The 16,997-nt window shown below is 68.8% G+C and carries 16 protein-coding genes and 1 pseudogene; 14 read left to right on the top strand and 3 right to left on the bottom strand.

Annotated elements, in window-relative coordinates:
• Window positions 1–72: 72 nt before the first annotated feature.
• The 5 genes from BG418_RS38895 (at window position 73) to BG418_RS38915 (ending at window position 4,884) form a co-directional block, all read left to right on the top strand.
• Window positions 73–1,086: a sugar ABC transporter substrate-binding protein gene (locus BG418_RS38895; protein ID WP_188278806.1), complete on the top strand. Its 1,014-nt coding sequence runs from the start codon at window positions 73–75 to the stop codon at window positions 1,084–1,086.
• Entirely contained in the window at window positions 1,083–2,132 is a 1,050-nt protein-coding gene (locus BG418_RS38900) for an ABC transporter permease (RefSeq protein WP_188278807.1), read from the top strand. Before BG418_RS38895 ends, BG418_RS38900 begins: the two co-directional genes overlap by 4 nt.
• The gene (locus tag BG418_RS38905) at window positions 2,099–2,965 is read left to right on the top strand and encodes an ATP-binding cassette domain-containing protein (RefSeq protein WP_188278808.1); all 867 of its coding nucleotides are present in this window, start codon (window positions 2,099–2,101) and stop codon (window positions 2,963–2,965) included. Before BG418_RS38900 ends, BG418_RS38905 begins: the two co-directional genes overlap by 34 nt.
• Window positions 2,966–3,142: 177 nt before the next feature.
• The gene (locus BG418_RS38910) at window positions 3,143–4,294 is read left to right on the top strand and encodes an ROK family glucokinase (protein ID WP_188278809.1); all 1,152 of its coding nucleotides are present in this window, start codon (window positions 3,143–3,145) and stop codon (window positions 4,292–4,294) included.
• Window positions 4,294–4,884, top strand: coding sequence for a hypothetical protein (locus BG418_RS38915; protein ID WP_188278810.1), 591 nt, complete (start codon window positions 4,294–4,296; stop codon window positions 4,882–4,884). Before BG418_RS38910 ends, BG418_RS38915 begins: the two co-directional genes overlap by 1 nt.
• 36 nt (window positions 4,885–4,920) lie before the next feature.
• Here the strand turns inward: BG418_RS38915 and BG418_RS38920 are convergent, their stop codons facing one another.
• Window positions 4,921–6,093, bottom strand: a complete 1,173-nt coding sequence (locus BG418_RS38920; RefSeq protein WP_188278811.1) for a GTP-binding protein — start codon at window positions 6,091–6,093, stop codon at window positions 4,921–4,923.
• Between the two features lie 5 nt (window positions 6,094–6,098).
• Entirely contained in the window at window positions 6,099–6,269 is a 171-nt protein-coding gene (rpmF, locus tag BG418_RS38925; RefSeq protein ID WP_188278812.1) for a 50S ribosomal protein L32, read from the bottom strand.
• Between the two features lie 256 nt (window positions 6,270–6,525).
• Here rpmF and BG418_RS38930 point away from each other — a divergent pair, with 256 nt between their 5' ends.
• The 7 genes and pseudogenes from BG418_RS38930 (at window position 6,526) to BG418_RS38960 (ending at window position 11,031) form a co-directional block, all read left to right on the top strand.
• Window positions 6,526–7,515, top strand: a complete 990-nt coding sequence (locus BG418_RS38930) for a metal ABC transporter solute-binding protein, Zn/Mn family (protein ID WP_188278813.1) — start codon at window positions 6,526–6,528, stop codon at window positions 7,513–7,515.
• Window positions 7,516–7,538: 23 nt separating this feature from the next.
• On the top strand, window positions 7,539–8,426 hold the full coding sequence (locus BG418_RS38935) for a metal ABC transporter ATP-binding protein (protein WP_317453905.1): 888 nt from the start codon (window positions 7,539–7,541) through the stop codon (window positions 8,424–8,426).
• Window positions 8,423–9,355, top strand: coding sequence for a metal ABC transporter permease (locus BG418_RS38940; RefSeq protein ID WP_188278814.1), 933 nt, complete (start codon window positions 8,423–8,425; stop codon window positions 9,353–9,355). Before BG418_RS38935 ends, BG418_RS38940 begins: the two co-directional genes overlap by 4 nt.
• The gene (locus BG418_RS38945) at window positions 9,352–10,191 is read left to right on the top strand and encodes a metal ABC transporter permease (RefSeq protein ID WP_188278815.1); all 840 of its coding nucleotides are present in this window, start codon (window positions 9,352–9,354) and stop codon (window positions 10,189–10,191) included. The genes BG418_RS38940 and BG418_RS38945 overlap by 4 nt, the downstream gene beginning before the upstream one ends.
• Window positions 10,188–10,604, top strand: coding sequence for a Fur family transcriptional regulator (locus BG418_RS38950; protein ID WP_188278816.1), 417 nt, complete (start codon window positions 10,188–10,190; stop codon window positions 10,602–10,604). The genes BG418_RS38945 and BG418_RS38950 overlap by 4 nt, the downstream gene beginning before the upstream one ends.
• Window positions 10,605–10,684: 80 nt before the next feature.
• Window positions 10,685–10,747: pseudogene (gene rpmG / locus BG418_RS41315) on the top strand (50S ribosomal protein L33); the annotation flags it as partial.
• 38 nt (window positions 10,748–10,785) lie between these two features.
• Window positions 10,786–11,031, top strand: a complete 246-nt coding sequence (locus tag BG418_RS38960; protein WP_188278817.1) for a type B 50S ribosomal protein L31 — start codon at window positions 10,786–10,788, stop codon at window positions 11,029–11,031.
• 699 nt (window positions 11,032–11,730) lie between these two features.
• Here the strand turns inward: BG418_RS38960 and BG418_RS38965 are convergent.
• Window positions 11,731–12,696 (bottom strand): restriction endonuclease, encoded by a 966-nt coding sequence (locus tag BG418_RS38965; protein ID WP_188278818.1) that lies wholly within the window; start codon window positions 12,694–12,696, stop codon window positions 11,731–11,733.
• A 482-nt stretch (window positions 12,697–13,178) separates the two neighbouring features.
• On the opposite strand from BG418_RS38965, the gene BG418_RS38970 reads away from it, so the two are divergent.
• Entirely contained in the window at window positions 13,179–14,333 is a 1,155-nt protein-coding gene (locus BG418_RS38970) for a hypothetical protein (RefSeq protein ID WP_188278819.1), read from the top strand.
• A gap of 440 nt (window positions 14,334–14,773) precedes the next feature.
• The gene (locus tag BG418_RS38975; RefSeq protein WP_188278820.1) at window positions 14,774–16,867 is read left to right on the top strand and encodes an N-6 DNA methylase; all 2,094 of its coding nucleotides are present in this window, start codon (window positions 14,774–14,776) and stop codon (window positions 16,865–16,867) included.
• Window positions 16,868–16,997 lie beyond the last annotated feature (130 nt).

Consider the following 16,997-nt stretch of genomic DNA (forward strand, 5'->3'; position numbering starts at 1 on the left):
ACTTGGGCGGCCGGGGCAGGTCTGCGCCCGTCCCGGCCGCACCTGGCAGTACAGCAAGAGGAGCACGGCGTCGTGGCAAGGGTTCGGACAGGGGTACGCGCGGTGGGCGCGGTGCTGGCGGCGGTGCTCGGAGTTTCCCTGGTGGGATGCAGCAGCACCGGGGGCAAGCGTGCCGAGGACGCGCGCAAGGCCGCCTCCGCCCAGGGCAAGGCGGCGGTGAACACCCCGCGCTGGAAGATCGCCATGATCACCCACTCGGGCGATGGCGACACGTTCTGGGACATCGTCCAGAACGGCGCCAAGCAGGCCGCCGTCAAGGACAACATCGACTTCCTGTACTCGCACAGCGACCAGGGCCAGCAGCAGGCGCAGTTCGTGCAGACCGCCATCGACCAGAAGGTCGACGGCATCATCGTCACGCTCGCCAAGCCCGACGCGATGAAGGACGTCGTCGCCAAGGCCGAGAAGGCCGGCATCCCGGTGATCACGGTGAACTCCGGTTCCGAGAAGTCCAAGGAGTTCGGCGCCCTCACCCACATCGGGCAGGACGAGACCGTCGCGGGCGAGGCCGTCGGCGAGGAGCTCAACAAGCGCGGCAAGAAGAAGGCGCTGTGCGTCCTGCACGAGCAGGGCAACGTCGGCCATGAGCAGCGCTGCGCGGGCACCAAGAAGAGCTTCACGGGCGAGCTGCAGAACCTCTACGTCACCGGCACCAACATGCCCGACGTCCAGTCGTCCATCGAGGCCAAGCTCCAGGCCGACAAGTCCATCGACGCCGTCGTCACCCTCGGCGCGCCCTTCGCGGACACCGCCGTCAAGGCGAAGAACTCCGCGGGCAGCTCCGCCGAGGTCGACACCTTCGACCTGAACGCCAAGGTCGCCTCCGAGCTCAAGGACGGCACCCTCGGCTTCGCCGTCGACCAGCAGCCCTACCTCCAGGGGTACGAGGCCGTGGACCTGCTCTGGCTCTACAAGTACAACGCCGACATGCTCGGCGGTGGACTGCCGGTGCTGACCGGACCTCAGATCATCACCAAGGACGCGGCCGCCCAGCTGGAGGAATACACGAAGCGGGGGACCCGATGACCGCCACTGCACCCGCGCCCACCTCGGCGGGCGACGAGCGTCTGATCCACCGGTCCGTCCTGCGCAAGATCATGGGCCGTCCGGAGCTGGGCTCGGTCGTCGGCGCGATCGCCGTCTTCGTCTTCTTCTCGATCGTCGCCGACAGCTTCCTGCGCGCCTCCAGCCTCTCGACCGTGCTGTACGCGGCGTCGACCATCGGCATCATGGCGGTGCCGGTGGCGCTCCTGATGATCGGCGGCGAGTTCGACCTGTCGGCCGGTGTCCTGGTGACGACGTCCGCGCTGGTCTCGTCGATGTTCAGCTACCAGATGACCGCGAACGTCTGGGTGGGCGTCGGCGTCTCGCTGCTGACGACGCTGGCCATCGGCGCCTTCAACGGCTTCATGCTGACCCGTACGAAACTGCCCAGCTTCATCATCACGCTCGGCACCTTCCTGATGCTGACCGGCCTCAACCTCGGCTTCACCAAGCTGATCAGCGGCACGGTCTCCACGAAGTCCATCTCCGACATGGAGGGCTTCTCCTCGGCGAAGAAGGTGTTCGCCTCCCAGCTGTCCATCGGCTCGGTCAACCTGAAGGTCACCATCCTGTGGTGGTTCGGCCTGATCGCGGTCGCCACCTGGATCCTGCTGCGGACCCGCTTCGGCAACTGGATCTTCGCGGTCGGCGGCGAGGCGGACGCGGCCCGCGCGGTCGGCGTCCCGGTCTACAAGACCAAGATCGGCCTGTACATGGGCGTGGCCTTCGCCGCCTGGGTCTCGGGTCAGCACCTGCTCTTCTCGTTCGACGTGGTCCAGTCCGGCGAGGGCGTCGGCAACGAGCTGATCTACATCATCGCGGCCGTCATCGGCGGCTGTCTGATCACCGGCGGCTACGGCTCGGCGATCGGCTCCGCGGTCGGTGCCTTCATCTTCGGCATGACGAGCAAGGGCATCGTGTACGCGGAGTGGAACCCGGACTGGTTCAAGTTCTTCCTGGGAGCGATGCTCCTGCTGGCCACCCTGCTCAACGCATGGGTACGCAAGCGGGCGGAGGCGACGGCATGACATCCGAAGCGACCGAGGAGCGGACGGCTCTCGTCGAGCTGGACGACGTCAGCAAGTACTACGGCAACATCCGGGCCCTCGAAGGCGTCTCCCTCGAAGTCCACGCGGGCGAGATCAGCTGCGTGCTCGGCGACAACGGCGCCGGCAAGTCCACCCTCATCAAGATCATCGCGGGGCTGCACCGGCACGACGCCGGCGCCTTCCGCATCGAGGGCGAGGACGTCTCGCTCAGCAACCCGCGCGACGCGCTCGACCGGGGCATCGCCACCGTCTACCAGGACCTCGCGGTCGTCCCGCTGATGCCGGTCTGGCGCAACTTCTTCCTCGGCTCCGAGCCGACCAAGGGCGCCGGTCCCTTCAAGCGCCTCGACGTCGAGCTGATGCGCGAGACCACCCGCTCGGAGCTGCTGCGGATGGGCATCGACCTGCGCGACGTGGACCAGCCGATCGGCACCCTGTCGGGCGGCGAGCGCCAGTGCGTGGCGATCGCCCGCGCGGTCTACTTCGGCGCCAAGGTCCTGGTGCTCGACGAGCCGACGGCCGCGCTCGGCGTCAAGCAGTCCGGCGTCGTGCTCAAGTACGTGGCCGCTGCTCGCGACGCGGGCCTCGGAGTGGTCCTCATCACCCACAACCCGCACCACGCCTACCTCGTCGGCGACCGTTTCGTGCTGCTCAAGCGGGGTGCCATGACCGGCAGCCAGCTGCGCTCGCAGATCACCCTGGACGAGCTCACCCGCCAGATGGCGGGCGGCAGCGAACTGGAGGAGCTCAGCCACGAGCTCCAGCGCGCCGCCGAGCCCACCCACCTGGGCGGGCACCCCACCGACGCCTGAGCGTGACGGCCGGGGCCGTGGAGGCACACGAGGTCCGGTCTCGGCCGGGGTGGCAGAATCGGGCACGGCGGGCGCCGTCCGCCGCCGGTCACCCCGGCCCCCGAGACCTCCAGGGACGACACCAGTCGTGCGAGCACTCCAGGACACCCCTCTCCCGACGCGAAGGGGTGCGGCCCGATGAACACCTCCTACCGGGGCTCCGCCCGGGCCACCGTCCTGCGCACCGTCGGCACCCGCGAGCGCCGCTCGCACCTGACCGCCCCGCGCGTGCCCACCGTGGGCATCGACATCGGCGGTACGAAGGTGATGGCGGGCGTCGTCGACGCCGACGGGAACATCCTGGAGAAGATCCGCACCGAGACGCCGGACAAGTCCAAGAGCCCCAAGGTCGTCGAGGACACCATCACCGAGCTGGTCCTGGACCTCTCCGACCGCCACGACGTGCACGCCGTCGGCATCGGCGCGGCCGGCTGGGTCGACGCGGACCGCTCCACCATCCTGTTCGCCCCGCACCTCGCCTGGCGCAACGAGCCGCTGCGCGACGCCCTGCAGTCCCGGCTCGCCGTCCCCGTCATGGTCGACAACGACGCCAACACGGCCGCCTGGGCCGAGTGGCGGTTCGGCGCGGGCCGGGGCGAGGACCACCTCGTCATGATCACGCTCGGCACCGGCATCGGCGGCGCGATCCTGGAGGACGGCCGGGTCAAACGGGGCAAGTACGGCGTGGCGGGCGAGTTCGGCCATATGCAGGTCGTGCCCGGCGGCCACCGCTGCCCGTGCGGCAACCGGGGCTGCTGGGAGCAGTACAGCTCCGGCAACGCCCTGGTCCGCGAGGCCCGCGAGCTCGCCGTCGCGGACTCGCCGGTCGCGTACAACATCCTGGAGCGGGTCAAGGGCAACATCCCCGACATCACCGGGCCGCTGATCACCGAGCTCGCCCGCGAGGGCGACGCGATGTGCGTCGAGCTGCTCCAGGACATCGGCCAGTGGCTCGGCGTCGGCATCGCCAACCTCGCGGCCGCCCTCGACCCGTCCTGCTTCGTCATCGGCGGCGGCGTCAGCGCGGCCGACGACCTGCTCATCGGCCCGGCCAGGGACGCCTTCAAGCGCCAGCTGACCGGCCGCGGCTACCGGCCCGAGGCCCGCATCGCCAAGGCACAGCTGGGCCCCGAGGCCGGCATGGTCGGCGCCGCCGACCTGGCCCGCCTGGTCGCCCGCCGCTTCCGCCGCGCCAACCGCCGCCGCGTGGAGCGCTACGAGCGGTACGCGCAGGTCGCCGAGGCCGTACGCAAGTCGAGCCCGGCCCGCAACACCCAGAGGTCGGCGTGATGGCCCCGGCGGAGCGGCCCGCGGTGCCGCGTCAGTCGCCGTCCCCGGACGAGAGCGGCCAGGCCGAGGACCGCCGCCATATGATCCGCCGCCGCTGGCTCACCGCGATCATCATCGTGCTGCTCATCGGCGTCCCGGCCGGATACCTGGCGATCTCGGCCGGCCAGAGCCGCGACAGCGGCCGCGACAAGGAGGCCGAAGTCTCGGCGACCGGTCTGCAGAACGACTGGCCGTCCAAGACCCAGCGCCGCATCTACGACGTACCGGTCCCGTCGGCCGCCACCGCCGTCAAGTACTACGAGACCAACAGCTGGGCGGTCAGCAAACTGTACGTGCAGTTCAAGACCACGGCCGCCGGTCTGGCCGAGTTCCTGAAGGACTCCGGCACCAGTACGGCAGCGCTGCGGCCCGGCTCGGTGGCGATCGGCGCGTCCGACGCCAAGGTGGTCGGCTGGACGTTCCCGCCGGGCCACGACTGGGCGGGCACCACCCACGCCCAGAAGGACCCGCTGCCCACCCAGGACATCACGGTCAACGAGAGCGACCCGGACAACCCGGTCGTCTACGTCGTCTCGACGGCGACGCCGTAGTCGTTTCACGGGGGAGTGGAACGGAGTTCGCGCGGCTCAACCCGCCACGCGCTCGTGCTCGCACGTGTCTTCCGTGGCGTGGACGTCCCAGGCGGGGAACGGGTCGTGCCGCGGTGTCGGCTCGTCGGGACGTACGAGGCAGGTGTCCAGAGCGTGGTGCAGTGCGTCGGAGTTCAGTCCTGTCCCGATGAAGACCAGCTCCTGGGCCTGCCCGCCGGATTCGCGGATGCCGGACGGCTCGAAGCGGGCGACGGCGCCGGCCTGTGACCACAGTCCGGTCACCCGGTCGCGGCCCGCGAGCCAGAAGAAGCCCTTGGAACGCAGGACACGGCCGTGGGCGCCGCTGTCCAGGCCCTCGGTGACGAACTCCCACAGCCGTTCGGGGTGGAAGGGCCGGTCGGCGCGGTAGACCGTCGAGGAGATGCCGTACTCCTCGGTCTCGGGAACGTGGTCGCCGTTGAGTTCCATGACCCAGCCCGGCGCCTGCTGTGCGCGCTCCAGGTCGAAGAGGCCGGTGCCGAGGATGTCCGAGGGGGCCACCCGGCCGTACTCGGTGGTGATGACACGGGCGGCGGGGTTGAGCCGGGTGAGCGTCGCCCGCAGCCGGTCGGCCTCGTCCTGCGCGACCAGGTCGAGCTTGTTGAGCACGATGACGTCGGCGAACTCGATCTGGTCCATGAGGAGATCGCTGACGGTTCGCTCGTCGTCCTCGTACTGGTCGAGGCCGCGCTCCACGAGGCCGTCGCCGCCCGCGAGTTCGGGCAGGAAGTTCGCCGCGTCCACGACCGTGACCATCGTGTCGAGCCGGGCCAGGTCGCCGAGCGTGGCGCCGTCGTCGCGGGGGAACGCGAACGTGGCGGCCACGGGCATCGGCTCCGAGATCCCGCTCGACTCGATGAGGAGGTAGTCGAAGCGACCCTCGTGGGCCAGCCGGTCCACCTCCTCCAGGAGGTCGTCGCGCAGGGTGCAGCAGATGCAGCCGTTGGTCATCTCGACCAGCCGCTCCTCGGTGCGCGACAGCGCCGCCGCACCACCGCGCACCAGGGCCGCGTCGATGTTGATCTCGCTCATGTCGTTCACGATCACGGCGACGCGCAGGCCCTCCCGGTTGCCCAGGACATGGTTGAGCAGGGTCGTCTTGCCTGCTCCGAGGAACCCGGAGAGGACCGTCACGGGGAGCCGCGGGCCGACGGTCGTGCTGGTCGTCATCGCGCTCAGCCCTCCGGTCGCAGCAGCCCGCGCTCGTACGCCTTCACGAGCCGCTGCGGCACCTGGTAGACGGACCCGTCGACAGTGATCGGCACCAGCTGGGGCGTGCTCGCCTTCCACTGGGCGCGGCGGTGGCGGGTGTTGGAGCGGGACATCTTCCGCTTGGGAACGGCCATGGGTACGGGACCTCCGTCGTCGTGGTGAGGACGTCACCGTACATGAAAATGGAAACCATTAACATCTGCGCAATGGATGTCGCCTGCCGTGCGGCGGCGGGGGCGCGCTGCAGTCAAGTGTTGGTAATGGTTTTCATTTGTGATGACCTCAGCCATGGGTGTGACAATCATTTCCATCTAGCGTGACGGGTGTCCCGTTCTGCCGGGTCCTGCCTGTCCGCAGGGCCCGGCCGGTTCGTCAAGGAGAACTCCCGCCATGCACACTGCGATATCCAGCCGAAGCCGAACCCAGGTCCGTACTGCTGCCGGGAGCCTGGCCGTTGTCGTGGCGCTCGCCGCGCTGAGCGCCTGCTCCACCTCCTCCGGCTCTTCGGGGGCGGACAAGACGACCAAGGCCGGCGGCGCGGACAGCGGCAAGGGAGGGGTGAAGCTCCGTGTCGTGGCGGCGGAGAACTTCTGGGGCAGCATCGCCCAGCAGCTCGGCGGCGACCACGCGGACGTGAAGAGCATCATCAACAACCCCGACGCCGACCCGCACGACTACGAGCCGACCGCCGCCGACGGCCGCACCGTGGCCACCGCGCAGTACACCGTCGTCAACGGCATCGGCTACGACGCCTGGGCGGACAAGCTGCTGTCGGCCGATCCCGGCAGCGGCCGGACCGACCTGAAGGTCGGCGACCTGGTCGGCGTCAAGCCCGGTGGCAATCCGCACCGTTGGTACTCGCCCGACGACGTCCACAAGGTGGTCGAGAAGATCACCGGCGACTTCAAGAAGCTCGATCCGGCCGACGCCGCCTACTTCGACGCGCAGAAGAAGACGTACGAAGGGCAGACGCTCGCCCCGTACGACAAGCTCGTCGTCGACATCAAGGCGAAGTACGCGAACACCCCGATCGGGGCCTCGGAGTCGATCGTCACTCCGCTCGCCGAGGGGCTGGGCCTGAAGATGCTGACCCCCGAGTCGTTCCTCGACGCGATCAGTGAGGGGAGCGATCCGACCGCCAAGGACAAGTCGGCGATCGACCGGCAGATCAAGAACAAGCTGATCAAGGTGTACGTCTACAACAGCCAGAACTCGACGCCGGATGTGGCCGCCCAGGTCAAGGAGGCCAAGGCGCAGGGCATCCCGGTCGCCACCGTCACCGAGACGCTCACCCCGGCGGGCGCCTCCTTCCAGGACTGGCAGGTGCGCCAGCTCCAGGGCATCGAGCAGGCCCTGGCCCAGGCGACGGGCAAGCGGTGACCGCGGTGGATCCCGTCGGGCGGGTGAGTGACGTGGCGCGGCACCGGGTGCCGGCGCAGGCCGGGCCCGCCGAGCCGCCCGAAGCCGCCCCGGCCGTGGTGTCGCTGCGCGGTGTCGGGGTGCGGATCGGCGGCCGGGAGCTGTGGTCCGGGGTCGATCTGGACGTCGGGGCGGGGGAGTTCACGGCCGTTCTCGGCCCGAACGGCGTCGGTAAGTCGACCCTGGTGAAGGTGCTGCTCGGCCTGGTGCCGTCCGCGGTCGGCGAGGTGCGGGTGCTGGGAGAGGCTCCGGGCCGGGCCGGGCAGCGGGTCGGCTATCTGCCGCAGCGCCGGAGTTTCGATGCCAGTCTGCGGATCCGGGGCATCGACATCGTGCGGCTCGGCCTGGACGGCGACCGCTGGGGTGTGCCGCTGCCGGTGCCCGCCCGGTTCAGCGCCCGGCGCCGGGCCGAGCACGACCGGATCGACCAGGTGATCGAACTGGTCGGCGCCACGGCGTACGCGCACCGGCCGATAGGGGAGTGCTCCGGTGGTGAGCAGCAGCGGCTGCTGATAGCCCAAGCTCTCGTGCGCAGGCCGGAGTTGCTGCTCCTCGACGAGCCTCTGGACAGTCTCGACCTGTCCCATCAGGGGGCGGTGGCGGCACTGATCGGGCGGATCTGCCGACAGGAGCGGGTGGGTGTGGTGATGGTCGCCCACGACGTGAACCCGATACTGCCCTGGCTGGACCGGGTCGTGTACATCGCCGAGGGCGGCGCCGTCGCGGGCCGCCCCGAGGAAGTGATCACCACGCAGACGCTGTCGCGGCTGTACGGGGCGCCGGTGGAGGTGCTGCGGACCAGCGACGGACGTCTGGTGGTGGTCGGCCAGCCCGAGGCCCCCGCCCTCCACACGGATCGGCACGTGTCATGAACTGGGCCGAGGCGAACGCCGGTTGGTCGTGGAATCCGGTGACCGACATCCAGCACATGTGGGCCTTCCCGTTCATGGTCAACGCCTTCAGGGCGGGCACCGTCGTCGCCGTCCTGGCCGCGGTGATCGGCTGGTACATGGTGCTGCGCAAGCAGAGCTTCGCCGGGCACACGCTGTCGGTCATCAGCTTCCCGGGGGCGGCCTGCGCGACCCTGCTCGGCGTCAGCGCGAGCCTCGGCTACTTCGCGTTCTGCGTCGGCGGGGCGCTGGTGATCGCCGCGATTCCGCGATCCGGCCATGGCGGACGGAGCCAGGAGTCGGCACTCACCGGCACCGTCCAGGCGTTCCTGCTCGCCTGCGGGTTCCTCTTCGTAGCCCTCTACAAGGGCTTCCTGGGCGGGGTCAACTCCCTTCTCTTCGGCAGCTTTCTCGGGATCACGACCACGCAGGTCGCCACCCTCGCCGTGGTGGCGGCACTCGCGCTCGGCGTCCTCGCGCTCATCGGGCGTCCGCTGCTGTTCGCCTCCGTCGACGGAGGCGTGGCCGCGGCGCGCGGGGTGCCGGTACGGATCCTGTCCGTGGTGTTCCTGGTGCTGCTCGGCGCGGCCACCGCCGAGGCCAGCCAGATCACCGGCACACTCCTGGTGTTCGCCCTGCTGGTCATGCCCGCCGCAGCCGCCCAACAGCTCACGGCCAGGCCCGCGTTGAGCCTCCTCGCCTCGGTACTGATCGCGGTGCTGGTGACCTGGTGCGCCCTGATCGCCGCCTACTACTCGCCGTACCCGATCGGCTTCTACGTGACCACCTTCGCCTTCGGCGTCTACGCGCTGGCCAGGACGGGCCGCGCGCTCGCCGTCATCCGCCCTCCTGTTCCCAGGGGACCCGCGAACACACCGGTCGGGCATGCGCCGCTCGGAGGCACCTCATGAGCGCCTTCTCGCACCCCTTCTTCCTCCACGCCCTGCTCGCGGGCACCGGCATCGCGTTCGCGGCCGGCCTGGTGGGGTACTTCCTGGTCCTGCGTGCCCAGGTCTTCACCGGCGACGCGCTCAGCCACGTCGCCTTCACCGGGGCCCTCGCGGGCCTGGCGCTCGGCTACGACCTGCGCCTCGGGCTGTTCGCCGCGACCGTCGTCTTCGCCCTGCTCATCGGGCTCGTCGGAAACCGGGGGCGGGCGGACGACGTGGCCATCGGCAGCGTCTTCTCCTGGATCCTGGGGCTCGGCGCCTTCTTCCTCACTCTGTACGCGACCCATGGCGCGGCCGACGGCACCGCCGGGGTGGGCGTCCTCTTCGGCTCGATCTTCGGCCTCTCGGCCGGGCAGGCATGGCTGGCGGCGGGAGTTGCCGTGGGCATCGGCCTGGTCGTACTGGCCGTGGCCCGTCCGCTGCTGTTCGCCTCGGTCGACGAGGCCGTGGCCGCCGCCCGCCGCGTCCCCGTACGCATCCTGGGTGTCGTCTTCCTGGTCCTGGCCGGCGCCTGCGCGGCCGAGGCCACCCAGGCGGTCGGCTCACTCCTGCTGCTCGGCCTGCTCGCCGCGCCCGCCGGCACCGCCCAGCGCCTCACCGACCGCCCCTACCGCGCCCTCGCCCTGTCGGCCGGCCTGGCGGTCGCGGAGATGTGGGCGGGCCTCGCCCTGAGCTATGCGGCACCCCGACTGCCGCCCAGTTTCAGCATCCTGGCGGTCGCCACCGCCGTGTACGCCGTGACGCTGGGCGTCGTACGCAGCCGTCCCCGCGCCCGCATCCCGGCGGAGGCGTGGTGACCACCCCGGCCGACGACGTGAGCCTCATCGGCCGCCGCACCGCCCAACGCGCCACCGTGCTGGCCGCGTTGATCCAGGCCGGAGGATTCGTCGGCGCCCGCACCCTGTACACCTCGCTGCGGACGGACGGCGCGCACATCGGCCTGAGCACCGTCTACCGCACGCTGGGCGCGCTCGCCGAGGCGGGCCGCGCCGATGTCGTACGCGACCGGGGCGGCGAACGTCTCTACCGGCACCGCCCCTCGGCCGAGCACCGCCATTACCTGCTGTGCCGCACCTGCGGCATGAGCATGGAGATCGACTCGGCCGCCGTGGAGACCTGGGCGGAGCACATCGCCCGCTCCTCGGGGTTCGCGGAGGTCGAGCACACCGTCGAACTGACCGGCCTGTGCCCGGACTGCCGCCCGCACTGACCGCTGTGACGAACCTCTTGTTACCTGCCTCTCTCTGCGGCAACATTCATTGGTAATGAAAACCATCCCCATATACTAGGGTCGTGCTGCGCAAGTACGACCCCGTAGCTCGTCGGCACGCCGACTTCCGCGAAGAGCGCTGACCCACCCCGCCCGACACTCCGAAAGGCACCCCCTCGTCATGAAGCCCGGAATCCACCCCGCTTACGGCCCCGTCGTCTTCCGCGACACCGCCTCGAACCACGCCTTCCTCACCCGCTCCACGATGAGCAGCGACAAGACCATCGAGTGGGAGGACGGCAACACCTACCCGGTCGTCGACGTCGAGATCTCGTCGGTCAGCCACCCCTTCTACACAGGCACCGCACGCGTCCTGGACACCGCTGGCCGCGTCGAACGCTTCGAGCGGCGCTACGGATCCCGCTGACAGCGCAGGACACCCGGCTCCCGTCGTGAGCGTCGGCTACGCGGCCCGGGAGGCCTTCCAGCTGGTCGGACCCGTCCAACCCTGACACCCGTCACAGGGGCTGTCGCGACAGATGAGAGGGTCGGGCGGGTGAGTGAGACACCGATGAACACCCTGCAATACCGCTCTGACGGGCCAGAAGACGCCCCGGTCCTGGTCCTGGGTCCCTCACTGGGCACCACCTGGCACAGGTAGGCGAATGCGTCTTTTAGCGTCTACGTGGTCCAGGTCGGGCGCGTTTGGCCTGGTCAGGTCCTTGTGGTTCGGGTGCGTCGACGCTGTTGGTGACATTCGTGTGATCGCTGCGACTGATGTGGACTCCCGCCAGCTTGTTTTCGCGGGGGTCTCTCGTGCGTCGGCCTGGGCCGGGGAGCGAGCGCGCTTCGCCGCTTGGCCCGGATCTGGCGAGGTCGCTTTGCGCCGCTTCCTATGGTCGGGCGTTACCTATGACCGCCTGTTCGACTTCCTGACGGGGGTCGTGCCCCTTCCGGTGTTCAGGCGTGTCGTCTGCTGTATCGGGGCTGCTCCCGGTCCGGTCATCTGTAGGCCAGCCCCGGACGCCCAGGTGCTTCAACGGCTGAGGTCCGCGCCGCGCACCGGCGGTGGCTGGCGGCGACCGGACGCACACGCACCTGAAGTCTTGGTTTGGGCGAGGGGCATTCAGAAGTCGGTGCCCAGTACAGAGAGGGGGCGCCGGTCGAGCTGAGCGATGCGGACCTTCTCGCGCAGCCAGTGCGCGGCATCACCTTCCTGTTCGAGCAGGAGGACGAGTTCTCGTAGTTCACCGAGAATGATCACTCGCTGGTTCAGGGCCCGCTCGCTTTCCTTGATCGCCGGCCCGGTGAACCCGGAGGCCGATATGAACAGCGCGCGGACTTCCGAACGTCCGTAGACCCGAACGAGATGCCGGCTCATCGCGTTGATCTCGACGGGCTTACCCCGCCACTTGATCTCCACGAGGTACTGGGATCCGTCCATTTCCAGCGCGCCGTCGATCTGCTCGGCCACCTGGCCATCCTCGTTGCGCAGGATAAAGGACTCCCTGATCAGGATCCCTTCGGTCTTGAAGACATCGTTCAGTACGCCTTCGAGGGCGGTGCCCCGCTTCCTTGGGTCCATTTCGTTGAAGAGGTCCGCGAGTCGACCTCGAAGCGCTGCGCATTCCGCACGCCGCCGAGCCAAGCGCTCCGTCTCGGCGGTGCGTGCCGCAAGCCGTGCTGCCCGTTCGTCGTCACGTGCCTGGTTCATCCGGGTGAACGAGTCCTTGACGTTCACCAGACTTCGCACGTTCGCCTGCAGTCCTTGAGCCGGTAGTCGATCGTCCGGCCACAGAGTGGAGAAGTCTTCGAACTCGATCGCCCGCTTGAGCAGCTCTCGTCGGACTTGCAGGCCGGCGTCGCCCTGCTCGTTGATCTGGCTGAGCACGGCACGAACAATCTTGTACTTGCTGATTGCTGTCCTGTCCGCAGCGAGCTGTTGCCGGTGTACGGCGAGCAGCTCCTCACTGACGCCCGCCCCGCGCAAGAATCCGAGGACTCCGTCCTTGCTTCGGCTGAGCCGTGGCACCAGCTCGATCAGCAGCTCCAGCAGCTCGGGAGGCCAGTGGTAGGCGTCATCGTGGACCATTCGACATTCGCACCTTCCATGTCGAAGCGGTGTCGCGGGCCCCTTCGGCCTGCGATGGATCCGAACAGCACATCCTTCAAACCTGATTGTGCAGCGCGCGTATCAACTCGACCTCGGTTTCACGCGATAGGAGGCGCTCAGCTCGCGCATGGTCGGGTGCCCACTCCGGAGAGGCGAGGGCGGCCGTCAGTGGGTACGTTCATGCATCCTGTCCTGTGCGGAGGGCGTCGGCGGTGATCCCCGTCGGCGCCTTGCCTGTGAACGCAGGGCGTACCGGTTCGTCCTGAGCGTGGATGATGCCGAGTCTGCCTGGGTGGAGGCTGGTGGCAGCGAGCCTTGGTAGCCGTGCCGTGTTCAGACGCCCACAGCACAGTCTTCAACGGCGGCCTCCAACCCAGGCCCGTGGACTACTGGATCACGCTTGGGGGAATGTCCCGAATGTCAAGCGGCGCGGTGCGGTCATACAGCGCGGGGAGGCCGAAGTGCCGAACAGGTACGTGAAACTCGCGGGCTTCGATCGCAAGCTGGACCTCACTGAGCCGGATCTTGGAGTGACAGGCGGGGCCGTGCTCCTGGACCGCTTGTTGGCGGACCGCCGATTGCCCGTAGCCGTGCGCGGGCTCACGTGCGCGGAGATCTGCGAAAGGCTGGGCTACACGGAGCCGATGTACCTGTACCGGCGGATGGGCCGGGTGGTCGCCTCACACACCCGCAGCGACGCACAGGACCGGCACCATGCTGGTGGGGAGTCGGACGAGCACAAGGCGTACAAGGAGCGGGCGGTCCGCGCGGCGGAGGAATGCGGCCACCATGCGACGACGGAGCGGACGAGCACGGACTGGAAGGTCCGCAGCGACGTCCTGATACAGGGGGCGAACGGTGTCCTGCTGGGCTTCGAGTCGCAGCTGTCACCGGTCAACCCACGGGAGATCACAGCACGGGACGCGGCTGCGCGACGTGCGGGGCTGGTGGACGCGTGGCAGACGGACAGCCGGGTATTGGCGGAGGCACTGGTGGTGCCGTGGCTGCGCACGGACAAGCTGCCCTTCGAGCTGATCGTTCGGCGTGACAGCCCGCTCCCGTTCCGAGGCGGTGTCCGCCGGATCGATCTGGTGCGCTGCGATGAGCGGTTCCCGGGGCCGTGTCCGCGGAAGGGGACCGGGAAGTGCGGGAGGTGGCATCCGACGACTCGGCCGGCGGAGGTTCCCTTCGACCCGTTCATCCGAGATGCGGCGTCCGGGCTGTACGTGCGGGCGACGGTGAAGGTGAAGCGGACGGCCTTTGAGTTCTGGGCCCCGGCGGCAGACTACGCCGCCTACCGCGATGCGACCGCGGCGGAGCCGCCGCCCGCCGTGACGCACCCGCGGCAGGCGAAGAGTGTGATGGGCGATGGCGATCCGACATGCCGGGTGCGAACCTCGGCAGTGGACGACGGGCATGATGTCCCGCTAACGGACATTCCCGGTACGCGCGCATCACGATCCAAGTTGGCTGGCACTCCCACTGCTGCAGGATCGACGCTGTATCGGGGGCAGTGCGGGGCAGGGGTGACGAAATGTGGGGCCCCTGCACGGTTCTACGCATGCGGGTGGCGGTGCGACAGACACCGACCCGGGGCTATCGGAAGCGAGATCTGAGCACATGGCCTGGTGCGGCTATAGAAGCCTCGTGACCCAGGAGCGCTGCATGCCGTTCGCATCCTTCTGCCCGCCGCAGAACGCGTTGCGAATGCTGTGGCGTTCTCGTCCGACGGGCAGCTCCTGGCCAGCGCGGTCATGAACGGCACTGTGCGCGTGTCTTAGGCATGATCCGACGCTTCTCTTTGGCCATTTCGTATGTCTCCCTTCAGTTGGACAGACGGGGCGGCGGCACGGTGGTGTCAATGCCGACAGGGGGACCGAGTGTTGTGCGCCCGAGTTGCGCACTCGAGCGTTTGGGCGGCCGTCGTAGAAGAGCGCGCGATCGACGAAGTGTCTGTGAACTCAGTCAATGATTGGCCTGGTGGGGGTAGCTGAGCTACGGTGTCGGCATCCGTGTCAGCCCCGTCCGAAAGTCACCCTCCCGCTCGGAGAACCACATGTCAGACTCCAACGATGCGCCCGTTACCTTGGCGGGAATCGCGCGCATCGCGGGCGTTGGTCGAGCGGCGGTAAGCAACTGGCGACGCCGCCATGACTCGTTCCCGATGCCGGTCGGCGGTACAGACACCAGCCCGCAGTTCTCCCTCGCGGAGGTCGAACGGTGGCTGTACGCCCACGGGAAGATCGAGCGGATCGGGTTGCGCGAGCGGCTGTGGCCGCACTATGGGGCCCTGGGGGATCGTGCGGTGATGGGTGCGGCGCTCGCCGAGGCCGGCCGCCGCCTGCTTGCCGCGACAGGCGCGGATCAGGCCGCACCCGAGCACTCCTTGCTCTCGGACGAGGCCGCTCGCGTGATGAACGAGACGGTCGATGTCGCACGGTATGAAGGAGAGCGGGAGACATTCACCTTCCTGCTCACACGCTGGCTTGACGCCCATGTACGGCAGGTCGGCACCACCCCAGCCCCACTGGCCCGACTGATGGCAGACGTTGCGCTTGCCGTCAGGGCGGAGGAGCGCCGGGGCGCGGATGGGCGGATCACCGTTCTTGACCCCGCCTGCGGTGTCGGTGGGCTGCTTCTGGCCGCTGGTGAGGGCATGGCAGAGCGAAGCGCCGACGCCGATCCCGGGACTACGGCGCTCATTGGTACCGAACTCGACCCGGTACTTGCCGCGCTGGCGGAAGTGCAGCTGCGCTTCGCCGACGCGGATAGGGGAAGCGGCGGTGTGAGGATCGAGGCAGGTGACTCGCTTCGCGCGGACCCAAACGATGGTGTCCGGGCCGACATCGTCCTGTGCAACCCCCCATTCAACGCGCGCGACTGGGGCCATGAGGAACTGGCGACTGACCCCCGCTGGGTCTACGGCTTGCCACCGAGGACTGAGCCCGAACTCGCCTGGATTGAGCACGCGCTGGCGCGACTGGCGCCAGACGGCGTGGCTGTACTCCTGCTGCCGCCGGCGGTGGCCTCCCGACGTGCCGGTAGGCGCATCCGTGGGGCGCTACTGCGCACGGGCGCTCTCCAGGGAGTCGTCGCACTCCCGGCCGGGGCCGCCCAACCGCACAGCGTCTCGCTCCAGTTGTGGATTCTCCGGATGCCAGTGCCCGAGGGCAGCGCTGCTTCCGTCGAACGCCTGTTTCTGCTCGACGCAGCCACATCGCATGGGGCGACGAGAGGAGCTCAAAGCATCGATTGGCCGCAGTTGACCAGCCGCGTACTCGATGCGGTACGTGCTTATGACTGGTCTGGAGAAAGGAAGGTAGAAGCAGGGAAGCAGTTGCCTGAGGGGTGTGTCGCCGTTCCTGTGTTGGACCTGCTCAATGAGCAGACAGATCTCACGCCGGCCCGTCACGTGCCGGAGGCGGCCGTAGAGGCCCAGACCAAGCTCCATGAGTCCTGGGGGCGCCTGGGCGGCCTACTCGACGAAGTGCGCGATCGCTCCCAGTCTCTGGCGGCAATCGACCTGCCAACGGGTAGTGAGGCGCCGTCCACGATCACAGTCTCGGACCTACACCGTGCCCATGCTCTCAAGCTGCAACAGGGGCAGACACTCCCCGGTGAACTACTGCACGGCGACGCGCTGCCAGATGGCGCGGTACCGGCCTTGAGCGTTCCCGACCTGGTCCTGGGAGGACAGCCGGGGGGCTGGCTCGTCCGGGCGGAGGTAGAGCGGGGAGCCAGTACGGGCTCATTCACCGTGGCCGAGCCGGGGGATGTCGTCGTGGCGGGTGTCGAGAGGGCGTATCGCGTCTGGGTCCAAGAGGACACGCCCTTGGTGCTCGGACCTCAGCTTTACGCGCTGCGCCCGGACCCCGAAGTCCTCGACCCCTGGTTCCTCGCAGGCTGTCTGCGCGCGTCCGCGAACGCGCGGCAAGCGGGTTCCCATACCTCCAGCTCTGCCCGCATCGACGTACGCAAGCTGCAGGTGCTCCAGCTCGCACTTGCTGAACAGCGGCCGTATGCGGCGGCCTTCAGAGAACTCCTGGCACTTGAGGAGTCGCTCCGCTCGGTCGCATCGGTGGGCGAGGCTTTCGTGCGGAGCTTCGGGGACGGGCTCGCAGAGGGAAAGCTGCACTCTTTGCGTCCGTGAGCACGCCGCCGATCGCCTACAGTGCACCCGCCGGACCTCCTGGTAGGTGACTTGCTCGCCGAGCACAGATGTTGACCCACGGCCGCTCGGGAACGATCACCGAAGAGCTTGGACTGGAAGGAGCTCCGAA

This window comes from Streptomyces sp. CBMA152, assembly GCF_014596475.1.
Taxonomy (GTDB): Bacteria; Actinomycetota; Actinomycetes; order Streptomycetales; family Streptomycetaceae; genus Streptomyces.